This window comes from Pseudomonas sp. PGPPP4 (assembly GCF_002256045.1).
Classification (GTDB): Bacteria; Pseudomonadota; Gammaproteobacteria; order Pseudomonadales; family Pseudomonadaceae; genus Chryseomonas; species Chryseomonas oryzihabitans.
This window is the reverse complement of the sequence record NZ_NKID01000011.1, coordinates 41,075-57,917: the sequence shown is the minus strand read 5'-3', so window position 1 is coordinate 57,917 and position 16,843 is coordinate 41,075. Positions and strand designations below refer to the sequence as shown.

The 16,843-nt window shown below is 66.2% G+C and carries 17 protein-coding genes; 4 read left to right on the top strand and 13 right to left on the bottom strand.

The genetic code is table 11. From position 1 onward, the window contains the following. The first annotated feature begins 43 nt into the window (after positions 1 to 43). Positions 44 to 1,330: a putative porin gene (locus CFE50_RS18560; RefSeq protein ID WP_286736653.1), complete on the top strand. Its 1,287-nt coding sequence runs from the start codon at positions 44 to 46 to the stop codon at positions 1,328 to 1,330. Positions 1,331 to 1,534: 204 nt separating this feature from the next. Here CFE50_RS18560 and CFE50_RS18555 read toward each other — a convergent pair whose 3' ends face one another. Next, on the bottom strand, positions 1,535 to 1,825 hold the full coding sequence (locus tag CFE50_RS18555) for a DUF2845 domain-containing protein (RefSeq protein WP_241808032.1): 291 nt from the start codon (positions 1,823 to 1,825) through the stop codon (positions 1,535 to 1,537). A gap of 174 nt (positions 1,826 to 1,999) precedes the next feature. Between CFE50_RS18555 and CFE50_RS18550 the strand changes: the two genes are divergently transcribed. Both CFE50_RS18550 and CFE50_RS18545 read left to right on the top strand, forming a co-directional pair. Further along, the gene (locus CFE50_RS18550; RefSeq protein WP_286736651.1) at positions 2,000 to 3,559 is read left to right on the top strand and encodes a RimK family ATP-grasp domain-containing protein; all 1,560 of its coding nucleotides are present in this window, start codon (positions 2,000 to 2,002) and stop codon (positions 3,557 to 3,559) included. A gap of 9 nt (positions 3,560 to 3,568) precedes the next feature. Continuing rightward, on the top strand, positions 3,569 to 4,522 hold the full coding sequence (locus CFE50_RS18545) for a magnesium transporter CorA family protein (RefSeq protein WP_241808034.1): 954 nt from the start codon (positions 3,569 to 3,571) through the stop codon (positions 4,520 to 4,522). A gap of 142 nt (positions 4,523 to 4,664) precedes the next feature. On the opposite strand, the gene CFE50_RS18540 is transcribed toward CFE50_RS18545, so the two are convergent. The 8 genes from CFE50_RS18540 to CFE50_RS18505 all read right to left on the bottom strand — a co-directional run bounded on the left by CFE50_RS18540 (position 4,665) and on the right by CFE50_RS18505 (position 13,957). Further along, on the bottom strand, positions 4,665 to 5,222 hold the full coding sequence (locus CFE50_RS18540; protein WP_241808035.1) for a DNA-3-methyladenine glycosylase: 558 nt from the start codon (positions 5,220 to 5,222) through the stop codon (positions 4,665 to 4,667). Further along, positions 5,219 to 7,018, bottom strand: coding sequence for a glycoside hydrolase family 15 protein (locus CFE50_RS18535; protein WP_286736648.1), 1,800 nt, complete (start codon positions 7,016 to 7,018; stop codon positions 5,219 to 5,221). The genes CFE50_RS18540 and CFE50_RS18535 overlap by 4 nt, the downstream gene beginning before the upstream one ends. Before the next feature lie 5 nt (positions 7,019 to 7,023). Continuing rightward, the gene (locus tag CFE50_RS18530) at positions 7,024 to 7,917 is read right to left on the bottom strand and encodes an SDR family oxidoreductase (protein WP_278438903.1); all 894 of its coding nucleotides are present in this window, start codon (positions 7,915 to 7,917) and stop codon (positions 7,024 to 7,026) included. Between the two features lie 381 nt (positions 7,918 to 8,298). Continuing rightward, positions 8,299 to 8,553 (bottom strand): hypothetical protein, encoded by a 255-nt coding sequence (locus CFE50_RS18525; RefSeq protein ID WP_241808037.1) that lies wholly within the window; start codon positions 8,551 to 8,553, stop codon positions 8,299 to 8,301. A 166-nt stretch (positions 8,554 to 8,719) separates the two neighbouring features. After that, entirely contained in the window at positions 8,720 to 10,360 is a 1,641-nt protein-coding gene (locus CFE50_RS18520) for a methyl-accepting chemotaxis protein (protein ID WP_286736644.1), read from the bottom strand. Between the two features lie 109 nt (positions 10,361 to 10,469). Continuing rightward, positions 10,470 to 11,411 carry a Gfo/Idh/MocA family protein gene (locus CFE50_RS18515; RefSeq protein WP_286736642.1) on the bottom strand — a complete coding sequence of 314 codons (942 nt, stop codon included), beginning with the start codon at positions 11,409 to 11,411 and terminating at the stop codon, positions 10,470 to 10,472. Between the two features lie 66 nt (positions 11,412 to 11,477). Then, positions 11,478 to 12,551: a saccharopine dehydrogenase family protein gene (locus CFE50_RS18510; RefSeq protein WP_286736640.1), complete on the bottom strand. Its 1,074-nt coding sequence runs from the start codon at positions 12,549 to 12,551 to the stop codon at positions 11,478 to 11,480. A 245-nt stretch (positions 12,552 to 12,796) separates the two neighbouring features. Further along, complete coding sequence (locus tag CFE50_RS18505; protein WP_286736639.1) at positions 12,797 to 13,957, bottom strand: PQQ-dependent sugar dehydrogenase; 1,161 nt, start codon at positions 13,955 to 13,957, stop codon at positions 12,797 to 12,799. 28 nt (positions 13,958 to 13,985) lie between these two features. Here CFE50_RS18505 and CFE50_RS18500 point away from each other — a divergent pair, with 28 nt between their 5' ends. Next, positions 13,986 to 14,456: a hypothetical protein gene (locus CFE50_RS18500; RefSeq protein ID WP_286736637.1), complete on the top strand. Its 471-nt coding sequence runs from the start codon at positions 13,986 to 13,988 to the stop codon at positions 14,454 to 14,456. A 10-nt stretch (positions 14,457 to 14,466) separates the two neighbouring features. On the opposite strand, the gene sugE is transcribed toward CFE50_RS18500, so the two are convergent. The 4 genes from sugE to CFE50_RS18480 all read right to left on the bottom strand — a co-directional run bounded on the left by sugE (position 14,467) and on the right by CFE50_RS18480 (position 16,749). Next, on the bottom strand, positions 14,467 to 14,784 hold the full coding sequence (sugE, locus tag CFE50_RS18495; protein ID WP_007160753.1) for a quaternary ammonium compound efflux SMR transporter SugE: 318 nt from the start codon (positions 14,782 to 14,784) through the stop codon (positions 14,467 to 14,469). A gap of 177 nt (positions 14,785 to 14,961) precedes the next feature. Beyond that, positions 14,962 to 15,348, bottom strand: a complete 387-nt coding sequence (locus CFE50_RS18490; protein WP_007160754.1) for a hypothetical protein — start codon at positions 15,346 to 15,348, stop codon at positions 14,962 to 14,964. A 102-nt stretch (positions 15,349 to 15,450) separates the two neighbouring features. Further along, positions 15,451 to 15,681 carry a hypothetical protein gene (locus CFE50_RS18485; protein WP_039975808.1) on the bottom strand — a complete coding sequence of 77 codons (231 nt, stop codon included), beginning with the start codon at positions 15,679 to 15,681 and terminating at the stop codon, positions 15,451 to 15,453. 822 nt (positions 15,682 to 16,503) lie between these two features. Beyond that, positions 16,504 to 16,749 (bottom strand): AbrB/MazE/SpoVT family DNA-binding domain-containing protein, encoded by a 246-nt coding sequence (locus tag CFE50_RS18480; protein WP_145156039.1) that lies wholly within the window; start codon positions 16,747 to 16,749, stop codon positions 16,504 to 16,506. Positions 16,750 to 16,843: the final 94 nt, after the last annotated feature.

Sequence of the window (16,843 nt, the reverse complement as noted above, 5' to 3'; positions counted from 1 at the left end):
GCCAGCCACCACCCCCTGGATTGTCTTGAAAGGAGATCTGCCGATGTCTGTTAACCCTTATCGATTCACGGCGCTGTTCTCGGGCGTGCTCCTGGCCACCTGCTCGGCCGCCGCGAGTGCCGCTGTCGATGAGAAGCTGCTCGACATGCTCAAGGCCAACGGCTCCATCACCCCCGCCCAGTACGCCGAATTGCGCGGCGACCTGCAGCAGGAGCAGCAGGCGCGCGCCGCCCAGGTCGCCCAGCAGCAGAAGACCTCCGACTTCGAGAAGAAACTGGCCTGGGCCGCCAAGACCCAGATCAAGGGCGATGTGCGGGTGCGCCACGAGAGCATCGACATCAGCGGCGAGCCGGACAACGGTCGCGACCGCGACCGCCAGCGCATCCGGGCGCGCCTGGGTGCCTACAGCGAGATCAATCCGCAGGTGGACACCGGCATCCGCATCGCCACCGGCGGCGGCGACGATGCCCGCTCCACCAACCAGGACCTCAATGGCTACTTCAACAAGAAGCAGCTCTGGCTGGATCAGGCCTACATCGACTACCACCCCACGGCGCTGCCGAATCTGCACCTGGTGGGCGGCAAGATGGGCCAGCAGTGGGTCAGCACCGGCGACGTCATCTGGGACGCCGACATCAACCCCGAAGGCCTGGCCGGCACCTACAAGTACGACCTGGGCGGCGGCGCCGAGCTGTTCGGCAGCACCGGCTACTACGTGCTCAAGGACAACGTCGACGGCGAGGGCTATGAGTTCAAGCACGACCTGCGCCTCTACGCCGGCCAGCTGGGCAGCCGCTTCAGCCTGGGCGACGCCGCCAAGCTGATGGTCGGCGGCAGCGTCTACGCCTACGACAAGGACCAGGACAGCAGCTGCCCGACCACCGGTTCGGTTACCTCGCCCTGCGCCCTGGCGGTCAATGGCAACACCACCGACCGCTTCCAGCTCTACGAGGGCTTCGCCCAGCTGGACCTGACCAAGCTATGGGTGCCGCTGTCCTTCTATGGCCAATACGTGGTCAACGACAAGGCCGACGACGGCGAGGACACCGCCTGGCTGGTGGGCGCCAAGACCAAGCTGATGCAGCGAGTCGGACTGGAATACAACTACCGCGATGTCCAGCGCAACGCCGTGGTGGGCGCCTTCACCGACTCCGACTTCGGCAACGGCTCGACCGGCGCCCGCGGCCACAAGCTCAAGCTCGGCTACGACATCGACAAGAACTTCGGCGTCGGCCTGACCTACTTCCTCGCCGAGTCCGACACCGCCAGCCGCTTCCGCCGCGACGCCGATGTGAAGACCCTGCAGCTGGACCTGGAAGCCAAGTTCTAACCACGGCCCTCAGCTCGTGCTCCGCTTGAACCGCCCTCGGGCGGTTCTTTTTTGCCTGCGCGACAGAAAGGCTCGCCTGGCACCTGTTGGGCGTCGCTGCGCTCAACCCAACCTACGGCTGAGCCGCTCCGCCCCTACGCCGGAGCCGCTGCTTTTCCCCCTCTCCCTCTGGGAGAGGGTTGGGGTGAGGGAAGCTCCCGCCCACTAACGCTCCACCCTGATCTCCACCAGCTTGCCGTCGATGAACTTGAGGTGACGCGAGGCGCCGTTCTCCGGGGCATAGGTCCAGAACTGGGTTTCGGCCGCATTGAACTTGGGCACGCCGTTGTTGCGCAGCGCCGGTGGATTGATCTTGCGCTCGGCAGGAGCGCCACAGGCGGCGAGGACCTGTTCGACGCTGTCGCCTTCCTCGACGAGACTCTGGCCACAGCGCAGGCTGGCCTGGGCGAGGAGGGGACACAGCAGGGCGATCGGCAGCAGCTGACGGGGCTTCATGAGGACTCCAGGGCAGGACGTCCGCCAAGCTTAGCCAACCGCCGAACGGTGTGCCCGGCGCAAAGTCTCGGTCAACTCCGCCGCCAGGGCATAAAGCCTGCGTAACAGCGTGGGACAGCCGCCGGCGGAAGGCGTATTGCTGGACATCCCTTTCGCCAGAGCCCGGTCCGCATCATGGTCGCGATTCAAGCCCGCCTGCCCGTCGCCACCCCCGTTCCCCGTCCCGAACCCGTACTGCACCTGCCAGTCAGTAGCACCCTGCTGATCATCGTCGAGCGTAAGGAAGACTGGTCGGACTACCTGCCCAGCGAAAGCATCGTCACCGCCCAGGAGTACCTGGAGGACCGCCGCCTCACCGCGGGCGGTGGCCGCATCCAGGTGCTCAACCTCTGTCGCAACTACCGCTACCTGGGCCACGGCTACTATTGCTCGCTGCTGGCGGAGGCGCGCGGTCATCGCGTCATCCCCTCGGTGCGGACTCTGAGCGAACTCAATCGCAAGGCGCTCTACGGGCTGCTGCTGGAAGACCTCGACGCCCTGGTGGACCAGGCCCTGGCCGAGCATCCGCTGGGCGCCACCGAGGGTTTCACCCTCAATCTCTACTTCGGCCGCACCGACTTCGCGCCGCTGCAGGCGCTGGCCAGGCAGCTGTTCGACGCCTTTCCCTGCCCGATCCTGCAGGTGGAGTTGCGCCACAGTCGCCACTGGCACATCGCCGGGATCAAGAGCGGCGCCCTGCACCGGCTGCAGGACGCCCAGCAATACGCCTTCGCCGATGCCCTGGATGCCTTCAACCGGCGCATCTGGCGGCAACCCGCTTCGCGGCGCCAGGCGCGCTACGACCTGGCCATCCTGCATGACCCGGAGGAGTCCTTGCCGCCCTCCAATGCCGCGGCCCTGGCCGGCTTCGTCGCCGCCGGGCGTGACCTGGGGGTGGCCGTGGAGCTGATCGAGCGCAAGGACTATGGCCGGCTGGCGGAATACGACGCCCTGTTCATCCGCGCCACCACCCGGGTCGACGACCATACCTACCGCTTCGCCCGCAAGGCCGAGAGCGAGGGGCTGGTGGTACTCGACGATCCCGCCTCCATCCTGCGCTGCACCAACAAGGTGTTTCTCAGCGACCTGCTGGCCCAGCACGGCCTGGGCATGCCGCGTACCGAGATTCTCTATCGCGAGCGGCCTCATGAGCTGGAAGAGGTGGGGCGACGCCTGGGCTATCCGCTGGTGCTGAAGATTCCCGACGGCTGCTTTTCTCGCGGCGTGCTCAAGGTGGCCGACGCCGCCGAATTGCGCCAGGCCGCGGCGGAGCTGTTCGAGCGCTCGGTGCTGCTGCTGGCCCAGGAATACCTCTACACCGAATTCGACTGGCGCATCGGCGTACTCGCCGGCGAGCCGCTCTATGCCTGTCGCTACTTCATGTCCGCCGGTCACTGGCAGATCTACAACCACAAGGCGGAATCCGGCAGTACCGGGGGGCGCTGCGAGGCGGTGGCCATCGCCGCGGTACCGCCGGCGGTGGTGGGGCTGGCGGTGCAGGCCGCCGCCCTGATCGGCGATGGCCTCTATGGGGTGGATCTCAAACAGGACGGTGATCGGCTGGTGGTCATCGAGGTCAACGACAACCCCAATCTTGACGCCGGCATCGAAGACGGCCTGCTGGGCGAGGGCCTTTATCGACGGGTGCTGGAGGATTTCGTCCGGCGCCTGGAGCAGCGGCGCCAGGGCTGGTAGGAGCACGCCATGATCGAAGCCTTCACCCTGCGGGAGGGTGGCCTGGTGCCGGCCGACGACCGCTCGGCGCCGGTGCTGCTGTGCAGCGATCCGGATGCCCGGGAACGCACCTGGCTGCAGCAGGCCTTTAACCTGGACAGCCACCGCCTGGCCTCGGCGCTCGACCCGGACGAGGTCTCGCGCCTGGAAGTGCAGGGCGACGAACTCTTCCTGATCTGGAAGCGTCCGGAGCGCTATGCCGGCGGAGCGCGCTTCGCCTTCGAGGTGTCTTCCTTCGGCTTGCTCTGGCATCCCGAGCGGCTGGTGGTCATCTCCGCCGGGCAATCACTGCTGGCGGGCGAGGGGCCGTTGCAGCCGCTGCACGATCCGCTGGATGTGCTGGTGGAGCTGCTGTTTCGCAGCGTCCATCACTACCAAGGGCATCTCAAGGTCATCAGGCTGGTCGGCCGCGAATTGCAGCAGCGCTTCGACAGCTCCCTGGGCAACGAGCACCTGCTGCAGATGTTCAACCTCAGCGAGAGCCTCATCCATTACATCAACGCCCTGCAGGGCAACGGCGCGGTGCTCGACCGACTGCGGCAGATCGCCGAAAGGCGCGAACTGGGCGAGGCGCTGCGAGCGCGCCTGGAAGACCTCATCATCGAGAACGACCAGTGCCGCCGCCAGGCCGACATTTACGCCACGGTGTTCGCCCGCCTCATGGATGCCCGCGGCAATCTGGCCAACAACAGCATGAACCTGACCCTGCGCAACCTCACGCTGATCAACGTGGTGTTCCTGCCACTCAACCTCATTGCCGGCATCGGCGGCATGTCCGAATTCAGCATGATGACCGCCGGTCACCCCTGGTGGCTGTCCTATTCGCTGCTGTTGGCAGCCATGGCCGCCTTGAGTCTCGCCCTGACCTGGATCCTGCGCCGTTCGTTGCGGCGTCGGGCCGAATCCGCCGCGCGCGCGGCCTAGCACGCTTCATCGATAGCACCAGAGGACAACATGGAAAAGCAGCTACTCGGCCTGGGCATCGTCCTGGCAATTCTGGCCTTCGGGCTCCTGACCCTGATCGTCGACCTGCGCCGCGGTCGGCGCCAGCATCGCGCGGCAGTGCTCAGCCAGCAAAGCCACGACTCAGATAGCGCGAACCGGCCAGACCGAAGCGCCAGGGCACCTCGCGCGCGCGGCTGATGCCGATGCGCGGGCCCGCGAGCACCGCCACCTCGGCAGCCGCCGGCTCCAGCAGGAAGGGCGGCTCGGCCAGCGGCAGGCCATCGTGACCGCCGTCGATGGCGAGGGCCTGGCACAGCCGACCGGGGCCGGCGCAGAGCAGGCGATCGGCCAGCCCGCCCCGGCGTTCGCGCATCACCTCCAGCCCCCACAGGGGCTCCAGCGCGCGGATCAGCACGCCGGCGCCATGCCCGGCTTCGCGGCACACCAGGTTGAAGCACCAGTGGATGCCATAGGAGCGATAGACATAGGCATGGCCGGGCGGCCCGAACATGGCGCGGTTGCGCGGAGTCGGGCCGGAAAAGCTGTGGGAGGCCGGGTCCTCACCATCGTAGGCCTCGGTCTCGACGATGAGGCCGCCGACGCCCGCGACCCTGAGCGTGGCGCCGATCAATTGGCGGGCGACCTCGTCCACCGGACGGCTGAAATCCAGATCGCTCACGCCTCGGGCTCCGGCTCTTCCAGGATCAGTGCGGCATGCACCATGGCCAGGTGGCTCAGACCCTGGGGAAAGTTACCCAGGGCTGTGCCGTCAGTGGGATCGCGCATCTCGGTCATCAGGCCGACGCCATTGAGACTGGCGGCCAGCACCTCGCGCATCAGTTCGCGCGCCTGATCCACCTCGCCCAGCACGGCATGCGCCTCGACCATCCAGTAGGAACAGGCGAGAAAGGCCCCTTCCTCCCGTTCGGCGCCGCTGTAGCGATAGACCAGCGGACCGCGGGCCAACTCGCGGCGGATGGCGGCCAGGGTGCTCACCGACCGCTCACCCCCGTCGAAGCCGAAGCGGATGCCCAGCAGCAGCCCGGCGTCCAGGCGCTCGGTGCCGGCATAGAAGGTATAGGCCTGCTTGCGCTCGCTCCAGCAGTGTTCGTTGACCCAGTCGCGGATGCGATCGCGCTCGCGCGCCCAGCGGCCACACATGGCATCGGGGATGTGCCCTTCGCGGGCCAGGGTCACGGCGCGATCCAGGGCGAACCAGCAGCCCAGCTTGGACAGGGTGTAGTGGCGCTCTTCGGGCAGCTCCCACATGCCGGCATCCGGCTGGCGCCAGCCATCGGCGCAGAGATTGGCCAGGTCGGTGAGCAGACTGGCCGTGGCGAAATCCAGCACATGGCCCTTGCTGGCATAGAGGCGAAAGGTCTCCAGCAAGTCGCCATAGAGACTCAGCTGGCACTGGGTGCTGGCCCGGTTGCCGACGCGGACCGGCTGAGAGCCGCGATAGCCCGGCACGGAGATGGTGCGCTCTTCCGGCGCCAGTTCGCCTTCCAGGGTAAAGCAGGTGTGTAGGCGATTGCCGTGGCGGCGGATGACATTCTGAATCCAGGCCAGCGCCGCCTGGGCCTCGCCGAGGGCACCCAGACGCAGGAAGGCCTTGATGGTAAAGACCGCATCGCGCACCCAGGCGTAGCGGTATTCGTAGTTCTTGTCGCCGCCGATGCGTTCCGGCAACGAGGTGGTGGCCGCGGCGACGATGGCACCGGTGGGGGAGTAGAGCAAGAGCTTGAGGGCCAGCGCCGAGCGCTTCACCTCGCTGAGGAATTCGCCGCGATAGGCGAAGCCCTGAGCCCACTCGCGCCAGGCCTGGTCGCTGCGGTCGATGCGTTGGTCCACCTCGTCCAGCGAGGGCACCACCAGCGGTTCGTTCTCGGTCGCGGTCAGCGCCAGGACGCTGCGTTGCCCGGCTTCCAGCACCAGGCGTGCCACCAGTCGGCGGTCGTCGCACTGGAGGATCTCCAGCCGCTCGCAATACCTCAGGGTGGCCATGACCCCGTCGACGTGCATGACCTCGCCATTGGGCGTGCTGCGCATCCAGGGCGAGACGGTCTGGCCCTGGGTGCCGGGCACCAGTTCGATGCGCAGTTCGACCCGTCCGGACAGGCCTTCCACCCGGCGCCCCAGTTCGCACCAGGGCAGGCGACCGGCCGAGCCGCTGTTGAGCGATTCGGTCAGGCGCACGCTGCCATCGGCGGTGTGGAAACAGGTTTCCAGCACATTGCTGTCTTCCCGGTAGGCCCGCTCGACGCGGTAGTCGGCCACCGGAGCGATCGAAAAGAAACCGCCAGCCGGGGCGTCCAGCAGGCGGTCGAACAGCGGGGCGGAATCCATGTTGGGTACGCACCACCAATCCAGCGAGCCGTCCGGCGCCACCAGGGCGACCGAACGGCCGTCTGAGAGGGCGGCATAGCCCGCCAGGGGCGCATAGCCGTCCTGGCGGGCGGGGTCGAAGGCCGCCACGGCCGTCAGCCCATGCCTCCGGTGGCGCCATAGACCTCACCGGTCACATAGCTCGACTCCTGGGAGGCCAGCAGCACATAGATGGGTGCCAGTTCCGCCGGCTGCCCAGGACGCTTGAACACCGTCTCGCCACCAAAGGTGGGGATCTTTTCCTGGGGCTGGCCGCCGCTGGGCTGCAGCGGGGTCCAGAAGGGACCGGGGGCTACGGCGTTGACGCGGATACCCTTGCTGGCGACCTGCTTGGCCAGGGCCTTGGTGAAATTGGTGATGGCCGCCTTGGTCGAGGCGTAGTCCAGCAGGAATTCGGAAGGCTGGGTGGCCTGGATCGAGGTGGTGTTGATGATGGCAGCGCCGGCCGGCAGGTGCGGCAGGGCGGCCTTGCACAGCCAGAACAGGGCGTAGACGTTGGTCTTGTAGGTGGCGTCGAACTGCTCGGTGGTCAGCTCGGCGATGTCCTGCACGGCGGTCTGCTTGCCCGCGACGTTGACCAGGATGTCGAGGCCGCCCAGGGCCTCTTTGGCCTTGCTGACCAACTGGGTGCAGAAGGCTTCGTCCTTCAGGTCACCGGGTACGCAGACGGCCTTGCGACCCTCGGCTTCCACCAGCTTGACCACTTCCTGGGCGTCGGCCTCTTCCTCGGGCAGGTAGTTCAGCACCAGATCGGCACCCTCTCGGGCATAGGCGATGGCCGTGGCCCGACCGATCCCCGAATCCGCGCCGGTGATCAGCGCCTTGCGCCCGGCCAGTCGACCGAAGCCCTGGTAGCTGGTCTCGCCATGATCGGGGCGCGGCTCCATGACCTGGGCCAGACCCGGAGCCTCCTGGGGCTGCTTGGGAAATTCCGGCTGGGGATACTGGGTGAGGGGGTTTTGCATGCTGTACTGGTTGTCGCTGGACATGACATCTCCTGAAGGGGGCCAAAAGGCGCCCGTTTGGCATCTTTTCGATGACGTTCAAGGAAATGGAGCCGCAAGGCGCAGGAGAGGTTCCCGCCGATTCACAGGGGTTGTATCGAGCTGGACAGCTTTCTTACCCCGTTTTTACCCACGACTACGCCTTTTCCGGCCCGCCCTGGCGTCCAATGACAACGAGAAGGGAAGGGCCCTTCTGGAGTGGAGGTAAAGGTGGTGATGAAAGGCGTCAAGGTGGCCGTGCTGGCGGCCCTGTTGTCCCTGTCCGGTTGCTGGCTGTTCATGCCACCGCCTGGTGGGGGTAGTCATGGCGGCCACGGCGGACCCGGCGGTGGCCCGGAGCAAAGGGGACCGCGCTAGCCGTCGCGCTCAGGCGTCGAGTGGCTCCAGCCGCAAGGCGACACCGGTGCGTTGCAGGGTGAGGATATCCGCCTCGCGACAGCCGATCAGCCGGCCTTCGGCGGTGCGCAGCTGGTCGTCTTCCAGCTGGGCATAGGACTCTGGCTGCCTGCCATCCCCGGCGACCATGATGTACAGCTGCCCGCGCAGCAACTGACCCGCCAGACGACCGTCGTCCAGGCCGATCAGGCGATAGCTGCGGCTGGCATCGTAGGTAAAACGCATGGGAGCATCCATTCAGGTGTTTCAGCTCAGAACCGCGTCGGCGCGCAATGTTCAATTGCGAACATCCAGGCGCCGGGCCAGCCGTTCCAGGGCTGCGCCGAAAGCCTGTCCCGCGCAGGGGCGAGGGACAGGCTGACCGCTGGTCGGAAGTTTTCCGGATGGCCGATCAATAGCGGAATTGCGCCACCAGGCCCTGGAACGAGGTGGCCAGTCGCGACAGCTCCTGGCTGGAGGCAGCCGTCTGCTGGGCACCCGTGGCGGTCTGGGTGGAAAGGTCCTGGATATTGACCAGATTGCGGTCCACCTCGCGGGCGACCTGGGCCTGCTCCTCGGCGGCGCTGGCGATCACCAGGTTGCGCTCCTCGATCTGGGCGACCCCGGCGGCGATGCGGTCCAGGGCTTCACCGGCCTGGTTGGCGCGCGCCTGGGTGCTGTCGGCCAGGGACTGGCTCTTGTGCATGGCGCTGACCGCTTCTTCGGCGCTGCTGCGCACGGCGCTCATCATGCGTTCGATCTCGCCGGTGGAACCCTGGGTGCGATGAGCCAGGGCGCGGACCTCGTCCGCCACCACGGCGAAGCCGCGGCCCTGTTCGCCGGCCCGGGCGGCCTCGATGGCGGCATTGAGCGCCAGCAGGTTGGTCTGCTCAGCGATCCCGCGGATCACCTCCAGCAGCTTGCCGATCTCGCGCACCTGGCCTTCCAGGGTCTGCACCTTCTGGGTGGAATCGGTGATCTCGCCGGTCATCACCGCCATGGCCTGGGCCGCCTGCTGCACCTGTTCGCGACCCTGCTGGGCCTCGCGGCTGGTGTCCTGGGAGGCGGTGGAGGTGGAGGCGGCATTGCGCGCCACCTCTTCCACGGCCGCGGTCATCTGGTTGACCGCGGTGGCGGCCTGCTGCACTTCATCGTGCTGGCGGACCTGACCCCGGGAGGTCTCCTCGGTCACGGCGTGCAGTTCCTCGGCGGCCGCGGCGAGCTGGTTGGAGGCACCGGCCATCTGTTGCACGGTATCTTTCAGGCTGCGCTGCATGCCACCCAGCGCTTGCAACAGTTGCCCGGCCTCGTCACGGCGCGAGCTCTGGATCGACTGCGTCAGGTCGCCCTGGGCGACGCGCTCGGCGCTGGAGACGGCCTCGCGAATCGGTGCCACGATCAGGCGGGTGATGACGATACCCAGCGCGACTGCGCAGAGCACCGCCAGCAGGACACCAGTGCCCAAGGTCCAGAAAGCGCGGTCGTAGGCGACGATGGCTGCAGCACCGGACTCCCGACCCTGCCGCTTGTTGGACTCCACCATGATCTTGAACGAGGCCATGGTCTTACGATAGCTGGGTTGCACCTGCTCGTTGAGCAACTGGTTGGCGCCGGCCAGGTCCTTGGCGGCCAGTCGTGCCAGCACGGCATCAATACCGGCGAGATAGGTTTTCCAGTCGCCTTCATAGGCATCGCCTGCGGCCTTTTCGTCCGCCTCCAGGGGCGTGGCACGATAGTCGGCGAAGGGCTTTTCCGCGTCGGCCTGGTTGGCACGCAGGGAGGCTACGATGCGGTCCTGTTCAGCCTGGGGCGCATTGGCATAAGCCATGGACATCAAGCGGAAGATGTCACGGTTGTGGCCGATCACATTGCTCTTGGCATCATTGAGCTGGGTGATCGAGCGCATGTTGTTGTTCAAAACCGAATCGAGCAGCGCGTTGAGGCTTTTGAGCCCACTCATGCCGACCGCGCCGATACTCAAGGTAATGAGCGTACAGAGACCAAAGGCCACGGCGAGTTTCTTCGCCAGCGCCAGATTGTTGAACCAGACCATGGAGCCTTCCTTTTTACGAGGTGGGTTTCAGCCAAGTTGCGCTGGATACCCTCGCTATCGGCACCGACTGTCCGACCTTTAGGTAGCCCCGGAGCGTCTGAGTCCGTCTTCAACCGCGTCCATAGAGACCGTCGAGCAGCCGATTGGCCACCAGGGCGTCCGCCAGACTGGCCAGTTCCGGTCGCGGCTGGCCGAGCAGCTGGTCGAACACCGCCCGGGCGCCCTGGGGCACGCCGGGCTCCACCCCCTCGGCCAGCACCCGCCGATGGCCTTCGGCGTCGTGCAGCTCCAGGCGCCCCGCGGAGAGCTCCAGGCTGCCTGCGCTGCCGTTCAGGCGAATGGCCAGCCGCGGACCGCGCAGGGTGGCGCTGGCGCGCAGATGAATCGGCAGAGCACCGGCCTGGAGCAGGGCCTCGCCGCCATGATCCAGTGGCCAGCGCGGATCGCGGTCCAGCCGACTGTGCGTGACGGTCAGGGTCTCACCGCTAATCCAGGCGCTGAAATCCAGCAGGTGCACGGCCAAGTCGCCAAAGGCGCCATAGCCCATGCGGCCCTCGTCCAGGTGCGCCGGCCAGTCGCTGAGCCAGCCCTCCAGCAGCCCGGGGTGGCCGGCGGTGAGCGACAGGTGGCTGAGCGTGCCGATGGCCCCGCCCTGCGCCAGCTGGCGCAAGCGCTGCAGGTCAGGATCGGTACGCAGATAGAAGCCACTGAAGCAGGAATGCCCGGCGAGTTGCCTGGCCAGGGCGGTGGCCCGGGCGGCCGAGACGGCCAGCGGCTTTTCCACGAAAAGATGACGGGCGCGCGGGAGCAGGGCGGTCACCGCCGCCTCGTGATCCTCGATGGCGGTGGTGACGAAGGCCAGGTCCACCACGGGCAGCCGGGTGAAATCGTCCACTACCGGCAAACCCTGAGGGGCAGCAAGGCGCCGGGCGCGGGCGGGATCCCGTTCGCTGGCCACCGCCACCACCCGCACCCGCGGATCGGCCAGGCTGGTGTCCAGGTAGTCCTGGGCGTGGATCTGTTCGCAACCCACGATGGCGACGCTGAGCATGACGAAGGGTCCTCTAACGGCAACTGTTCCGTTATGGACCCCGCGTGCGCCGCTAAGCTTCCCCGATCAGACTGGCTGGTAGGCCTTGCCGAAACGGTTGGCCAGGAAGGCGTCCATGTCTACCTGCTCCTGGGCGATGAAGCCGCGCTGCGGCAGCTTGCCTTCGCGGAACAGGTCCAGGGCGGTGCAGATGCCGGCGGCGGTGGTGATCTGGATGGCGCTGGTCAGGCGACCGTCGCGCTCGGCGGCGAAGATCTTGCGGCTGAAGACCTCCTGCACCAGCTTGCCGCCACGCATCCCGCTGACGGTGACAAACACCAGCACCACGTCCTGCATGGTGGTGGGCACGGCGCCGCGCAGGATGTTCTTGAGTTGCTCCTGGTCGCCGGCCAGGCGCAGGTCTTCCAGCAGGAATTTCATCAGGTCGCGGTGACCGGGATAGCGCACGGTCTTGTAGTCCAGGGTTTCCACCTGGCCCTGTAGGGTCTCGCAGAGGGTGCCCAGACCGCCCGAGGTGTTGAAGGCCTCGTATTCCACGCCGTCCAGTGAGAAGTGCTCCAGGCCTTCCAGCGGCTGCACCAGTTGCAGCTCGCCGTTGCGTACGGCTTCGCAGGGGTGGCAGTACTCGTTGACCAGGCCGTCGACGCTCCAGGTCAGGTTGTACTTCAGGGCATTGGTGGGAAATTCCGGCAGGGCGCCGACGCGCATCTTCACTTCGCGCACGCTGTCGAAGCGCTTGGCCAGGGAATGGGCGGCGATGCCGATGAAGCCGGGTGCCAGACCGCACTGGGGCATGAAGGCATTGCTCGCGCCTTCGGCCAGCTGGCGGATGGTCTTGGTCGCCTTGACGTCTTCGGTCAGGTCGAAGTAGTGGGTGTTGGTGGCCTTGGCCGCCTGGGCCACGGGAATCGCCAGGTGATAGGGCAGGGCATTGAGCACCACGTCCTGGTCGTCCAGGGCCGCGGCCAGGGCGCTGGCGTCGGCGGTATCCAGGGTCCGGGTCTGCACGCCCAAGGCCGCGATGGCCGCCAGGGCGCGCTCGTCGCGATCCGCCACCGTCACCTGATAGTCGCCACTGGCGTGCAGCAATTGCGAAATGGTGTAGCCGATATGGCCGGCGCCGAGCAGGGTTACTTTCATGGCGGATCCTCCGTGGTTGAGGCTCCAGCTTAAAAAGTGGCGCTGTCAGATGTGAGCGTCAGAGCGTCGAATCGTTGTGCTTTATTTGACGAAACGACGGAATATTCGTCGTTTCGACGAGCCGCCTCGCTTGGCTGTCGAAATATCCTCCTAAAGACTGCTGATGCGTCCCGTAGGAGCGGCCCATGGCCGCGATAAGGCGACCGTCTCAACGGACCGCTATAGACGCAACCAACTAGCTGCTCCTACCCAGGCACCACCCGCAACAGCTGCCCGTCTTCGCCATCGGTGAGCAGCCAGAGATTGCCGTCCGGTCCACTGCGCACGTCGCGCAGACGCTGGTCCAGCTCCTGGAACAGGAGCTCCTGCTGACCGAGCTGGCCGTTCACCAGCGGTATTCGCCGCACCGATTTTTCCCGCAGCGCCGCCACGAACAGACTGCCGCGCCAGGCGGGAAAGCCCTGGCCGTCGTACCAGGTCATGCCGGCCGGGGCGATGGAGGGGGTCCACTCCAGCAGTGGTGGAGTGATGCCCGGCAATTCACGGAAGGGCGAGATGCGCGCGCCGGTGTAGTCCACGCCGCCGGTGGTCAGCGGCCAGCCATAGTTGGCACCGCTGCGGATCAGATTGAGTTCGTCGCCGCCCTTGGAGCCGTGCTCGTGCTCGTACAGCGCCTGGCGCTCGGCCACCCAGACCAGGCCCTGGGGATTGCGATGGCCCAGGCTGTAGATCTCCGGCAGGGCGCCGGGTCGCTTGATGAAGGGATTGTCCGCCGGCACCTGGCCGTCGCGGGTGATGCGCACGATCTTGCCCAGATGGGTATCCAGTCGCTGGGCGTCGGTACGTTCCACGTTGCCATCACCCAGGGCGATGGCCAGGGTGCCGTCGCCGAGCAAGGCCATCCGCGCCCCGAAGTGCTGGCCGAAGGCCTTGGCCGGCTGACTGGTGAACAACGGCTGGACGTCCTGCAGGCGTTCGCCCTCCAACCGCGCGCGTACCACCCTCAAGTGATTGGCCTGGCGCGTGCCTGTCGCATAGGAGAGATAGATCAGCTGGTTGCGCGCGAAGTCCGGATCCGGCAGCACCTCGAACAGACCGGCCTGGCCTTCGGAGTAGAGGTCCGGCAGTCCGGTGATGGCTTGCGCCTGCAGCCCGAGGCGACCTGCGCCGTCCGGGACCAGCAGCCGCAAGCGCCCGGCGCCCTCGGTCAGGAGCGCCCGGCCATCGGGCAGGAAGGCCAGCGACCAGGGCCGGTCCAGTCCGGTCGCCACCGTCTCGATCCGATAGGCCGGCGTCGCCAGCGCCAGCGGAACCGCCAGCAGGGCCAGCCAGGCCAGCCAGGCCCAGCGGCCGGAAGCTTTAGGTAACGCTTTAGGTCTACTCCGGGTACCCGCTTTCGCTAGCATCTGCCTCTCTCCAAGGGATCTTCCGACCATGCCTCAACCGCTCTGGCGCGCCCTGTTGCAAGCGCGCACCCTGCTGGCGTTCGCCGGGGCCCTGCTGCTGGCCACCGCCTGGGGCAGCCTGGTGCAGACCCAGTACAACCTGGCCGCCCTCCAGGGGCTCGGCCAGCCGATCGACCTGGCCACGCGCTGGCGGACCTCGCTGGAGGATCTGCTGGGCTTCGGACCCGTCTATGCCGCGATCGTGCTCGCCGCTTGGTTACCAGCCTTTGCCGCGGCCCTCTGGCTGGGGCGTCACAGCGGTGCCTATCGCGCCTGCCTGCTGCCGCTGGCCAGCAGCCTCAGCCTGGTCGCCGCCATCCGCCTGATCGACGCCTTCGCGCCCATGCCCGTGCTCATCTATGCGACGCGCACCCTGGAGGGGCTGCTGGCGATGGCCGTGGGTGGATTGCTTGGCGGGCTGCTGTTCATCTGGCTGGCGCGCTCGGTGATCCCGCGCTAGGGGAGGGCGCTTAGGACGAGGTCAGCTTCATCAGCACCAGTCCGCTGACGATCAGCGCGGCGGCCAGGATGCGCAGCGGACTCGCCGCCTCGCCCAGCACCAGAATGCCCACCATGAAGGCGCCGACCGCGCCAATACCGGTCCAGATCGTATAGGCGGTGCCCAGCGGCAGGCTGCGCATTGAGATCGACAGCAGCGCCACGCTGGCCACCATGGCGACCCCGGTGATCAGCGTGGGCGTGAGACGGGTGAAGCCCGCGGACTGCTTCATATAGAACGCCCAGACCACCTCGAGCAGTCCCGCGCACACCAGATAGAACCAAGCCAACGACGGCCTCCTGTAAAACCGGGCCGTCCCGGAACGCTGCCCACCAATCGCCGGGGTCGTCCCCGGGGGCCAAGAGAGAAGGGCGGCAGGCTGCTCCACCGCCTGATCGGCTCTACTATCCTAGCCGTTCATGGCCGCGCCGTTCGACCCGGCCTGGCAGTCGCTACCCATCACCCGCTAGCGCGGCTGGCAGATCTGCATGGCGATCCCGTCGAATTCCCGGTCGAAGCTGGCGCGTTCGGCCGCGCTGAGAAAGCCTTGCTGCCCGACCAGGGCATCGGTCTGGCTGCGCACCGCGGCAATGCGCTCGCTGAAGGCGGTCGCCTGTTCCTGACTGATCCGCTGCGCCTTGCGCGCCGTGCTCACATCCGCCAGCAGCACATTGGCGCGCATGGATACATGCGCCTGCCGCGGATCGGTTATGGCGCCGCCCAGCTCGCCCGGCAATTCACGCTGCTGCTGCAGATTGCAGCTGGGCAGGCCGAGATCGTCGCGCGGTCGTTGCTCCTTGGTACAGGCGCCCAGGGCGAGGGGCAGCAGCAACAGGGGAATCAGGGATTTCATCCAGGTCTCCTCGGGTGGCCATGGTGGAGACCTTGAGAGCCCGGGACGGGCGCTTCGTTCAAGAATGGCTCTGCGCCGGGCCTTGGCAAACGCCTTGAAGCCCTAGTCGTCCAGCCGCGCCTGCCGTTCCAGCGCCGCCAGCTGCAGCCGCGCGCCGTCGGCCACCGGCCCTCTGCCAACCGCGCTGCTCTGCAGCAGCGACAGGTTGAGGGCGTGCGCCGCTGCCTCTATCCCCGGACGCAGGGCATGGCCGGCCTGGGCCAGGGCGGTGTCTTCGGTCAGGAGCGGAGCGGCGAGAAAGAGGGTGACCGAGCTGGTCAGGAGGTATCTCATGAGGCGTCCTTGCAGGGTGATCACCAGGGTATCGGCATCCGGCCGGCCTGTTGGAGCGGGTCTAGAGGTCAGAGCTTAGAGCAGAATCGCGTTAGCGCCAGGGATAATGGTCAGATAATTCACGCCGGTGATCTGGCGATCGCCTTTTACAGAACGTTTTGAGCGTCTCGGAACGGCTTGAGCGACAGCCATAAACAACAAAGCCCGCGCGATGGCGGGCTTTGCTGAGGTTCACGCGACGGTGAACGGGAGATGGCGCACTCGGCGGGATTCGAACCCACGACCCCTCCTTCGGAGGCCAATACGGTACAGGAATCTTGACTGGCGGTAAGCGTTCAAAAATGCCTCAAAGTGCCGTACTGCAAGGGTTTAGTCTTTTAGCGTGCCTTGCAGTTTAGGGCTAATAGTGACATCTGGGGGCGGTTACCCTTGGCACAAAAAACGAAATCCGAGATATCGATTTTGACCACTAGCCAGACCCTGATACGTCCTACCGTCTTCTCATTGAGCCAAAGCTTTGCTCGCGACACGCAGCGGGATAGGCCAAGTACGCTCACCGGTGGGCGTGGAGCTTAACGGATCGCTAGCACCTGGCGCTGCTTTGGCTCCAGCGGCGTGTGGTATGCATGACTTCAGCCTTGCTGCGCCTGAGCCTGAGTTCGTACCAACCTGTTTCTTGTCCTGGGCGTTTACATATGCGCAACCAAGCATGGGCTGGTCAAAAGTTACCGGCACCTATCTATGCGTGTAGGACTTTGCTCTTGCAGGAGGCAACAGAGTCGCAAGCAACAAGATTTGCGGGCGAGAGGCGTTGCGGTTAGCTCACTCGTCCTTGGCGTTTACGTCGGCAGAGACTTTGCCAAACGACTCCCAGTGGCCAACCAGCTCATCTACGCTATCAGGGATGCGCGGAGATTTACTGAGCACCAGGCAACGGGTAGTGCCTACGTACTCTTCAAGCAGATAGAGCGTGTCCCCAACGTCGACGCCCATCTCCTGCAGAACGTCGTCGGGTAGGCGAATAGCACCGTCGCCGTCCCAGTCCTCAATCACTACATGATTCCGCATGGTGACCTCAGGCAGCGGCTGAATGAAGTGTCCGCAGGGGGAGGCAACGGCGAGCCGATGCCAACAAAGTCCCGCGGCGCAGATCGATAGGATA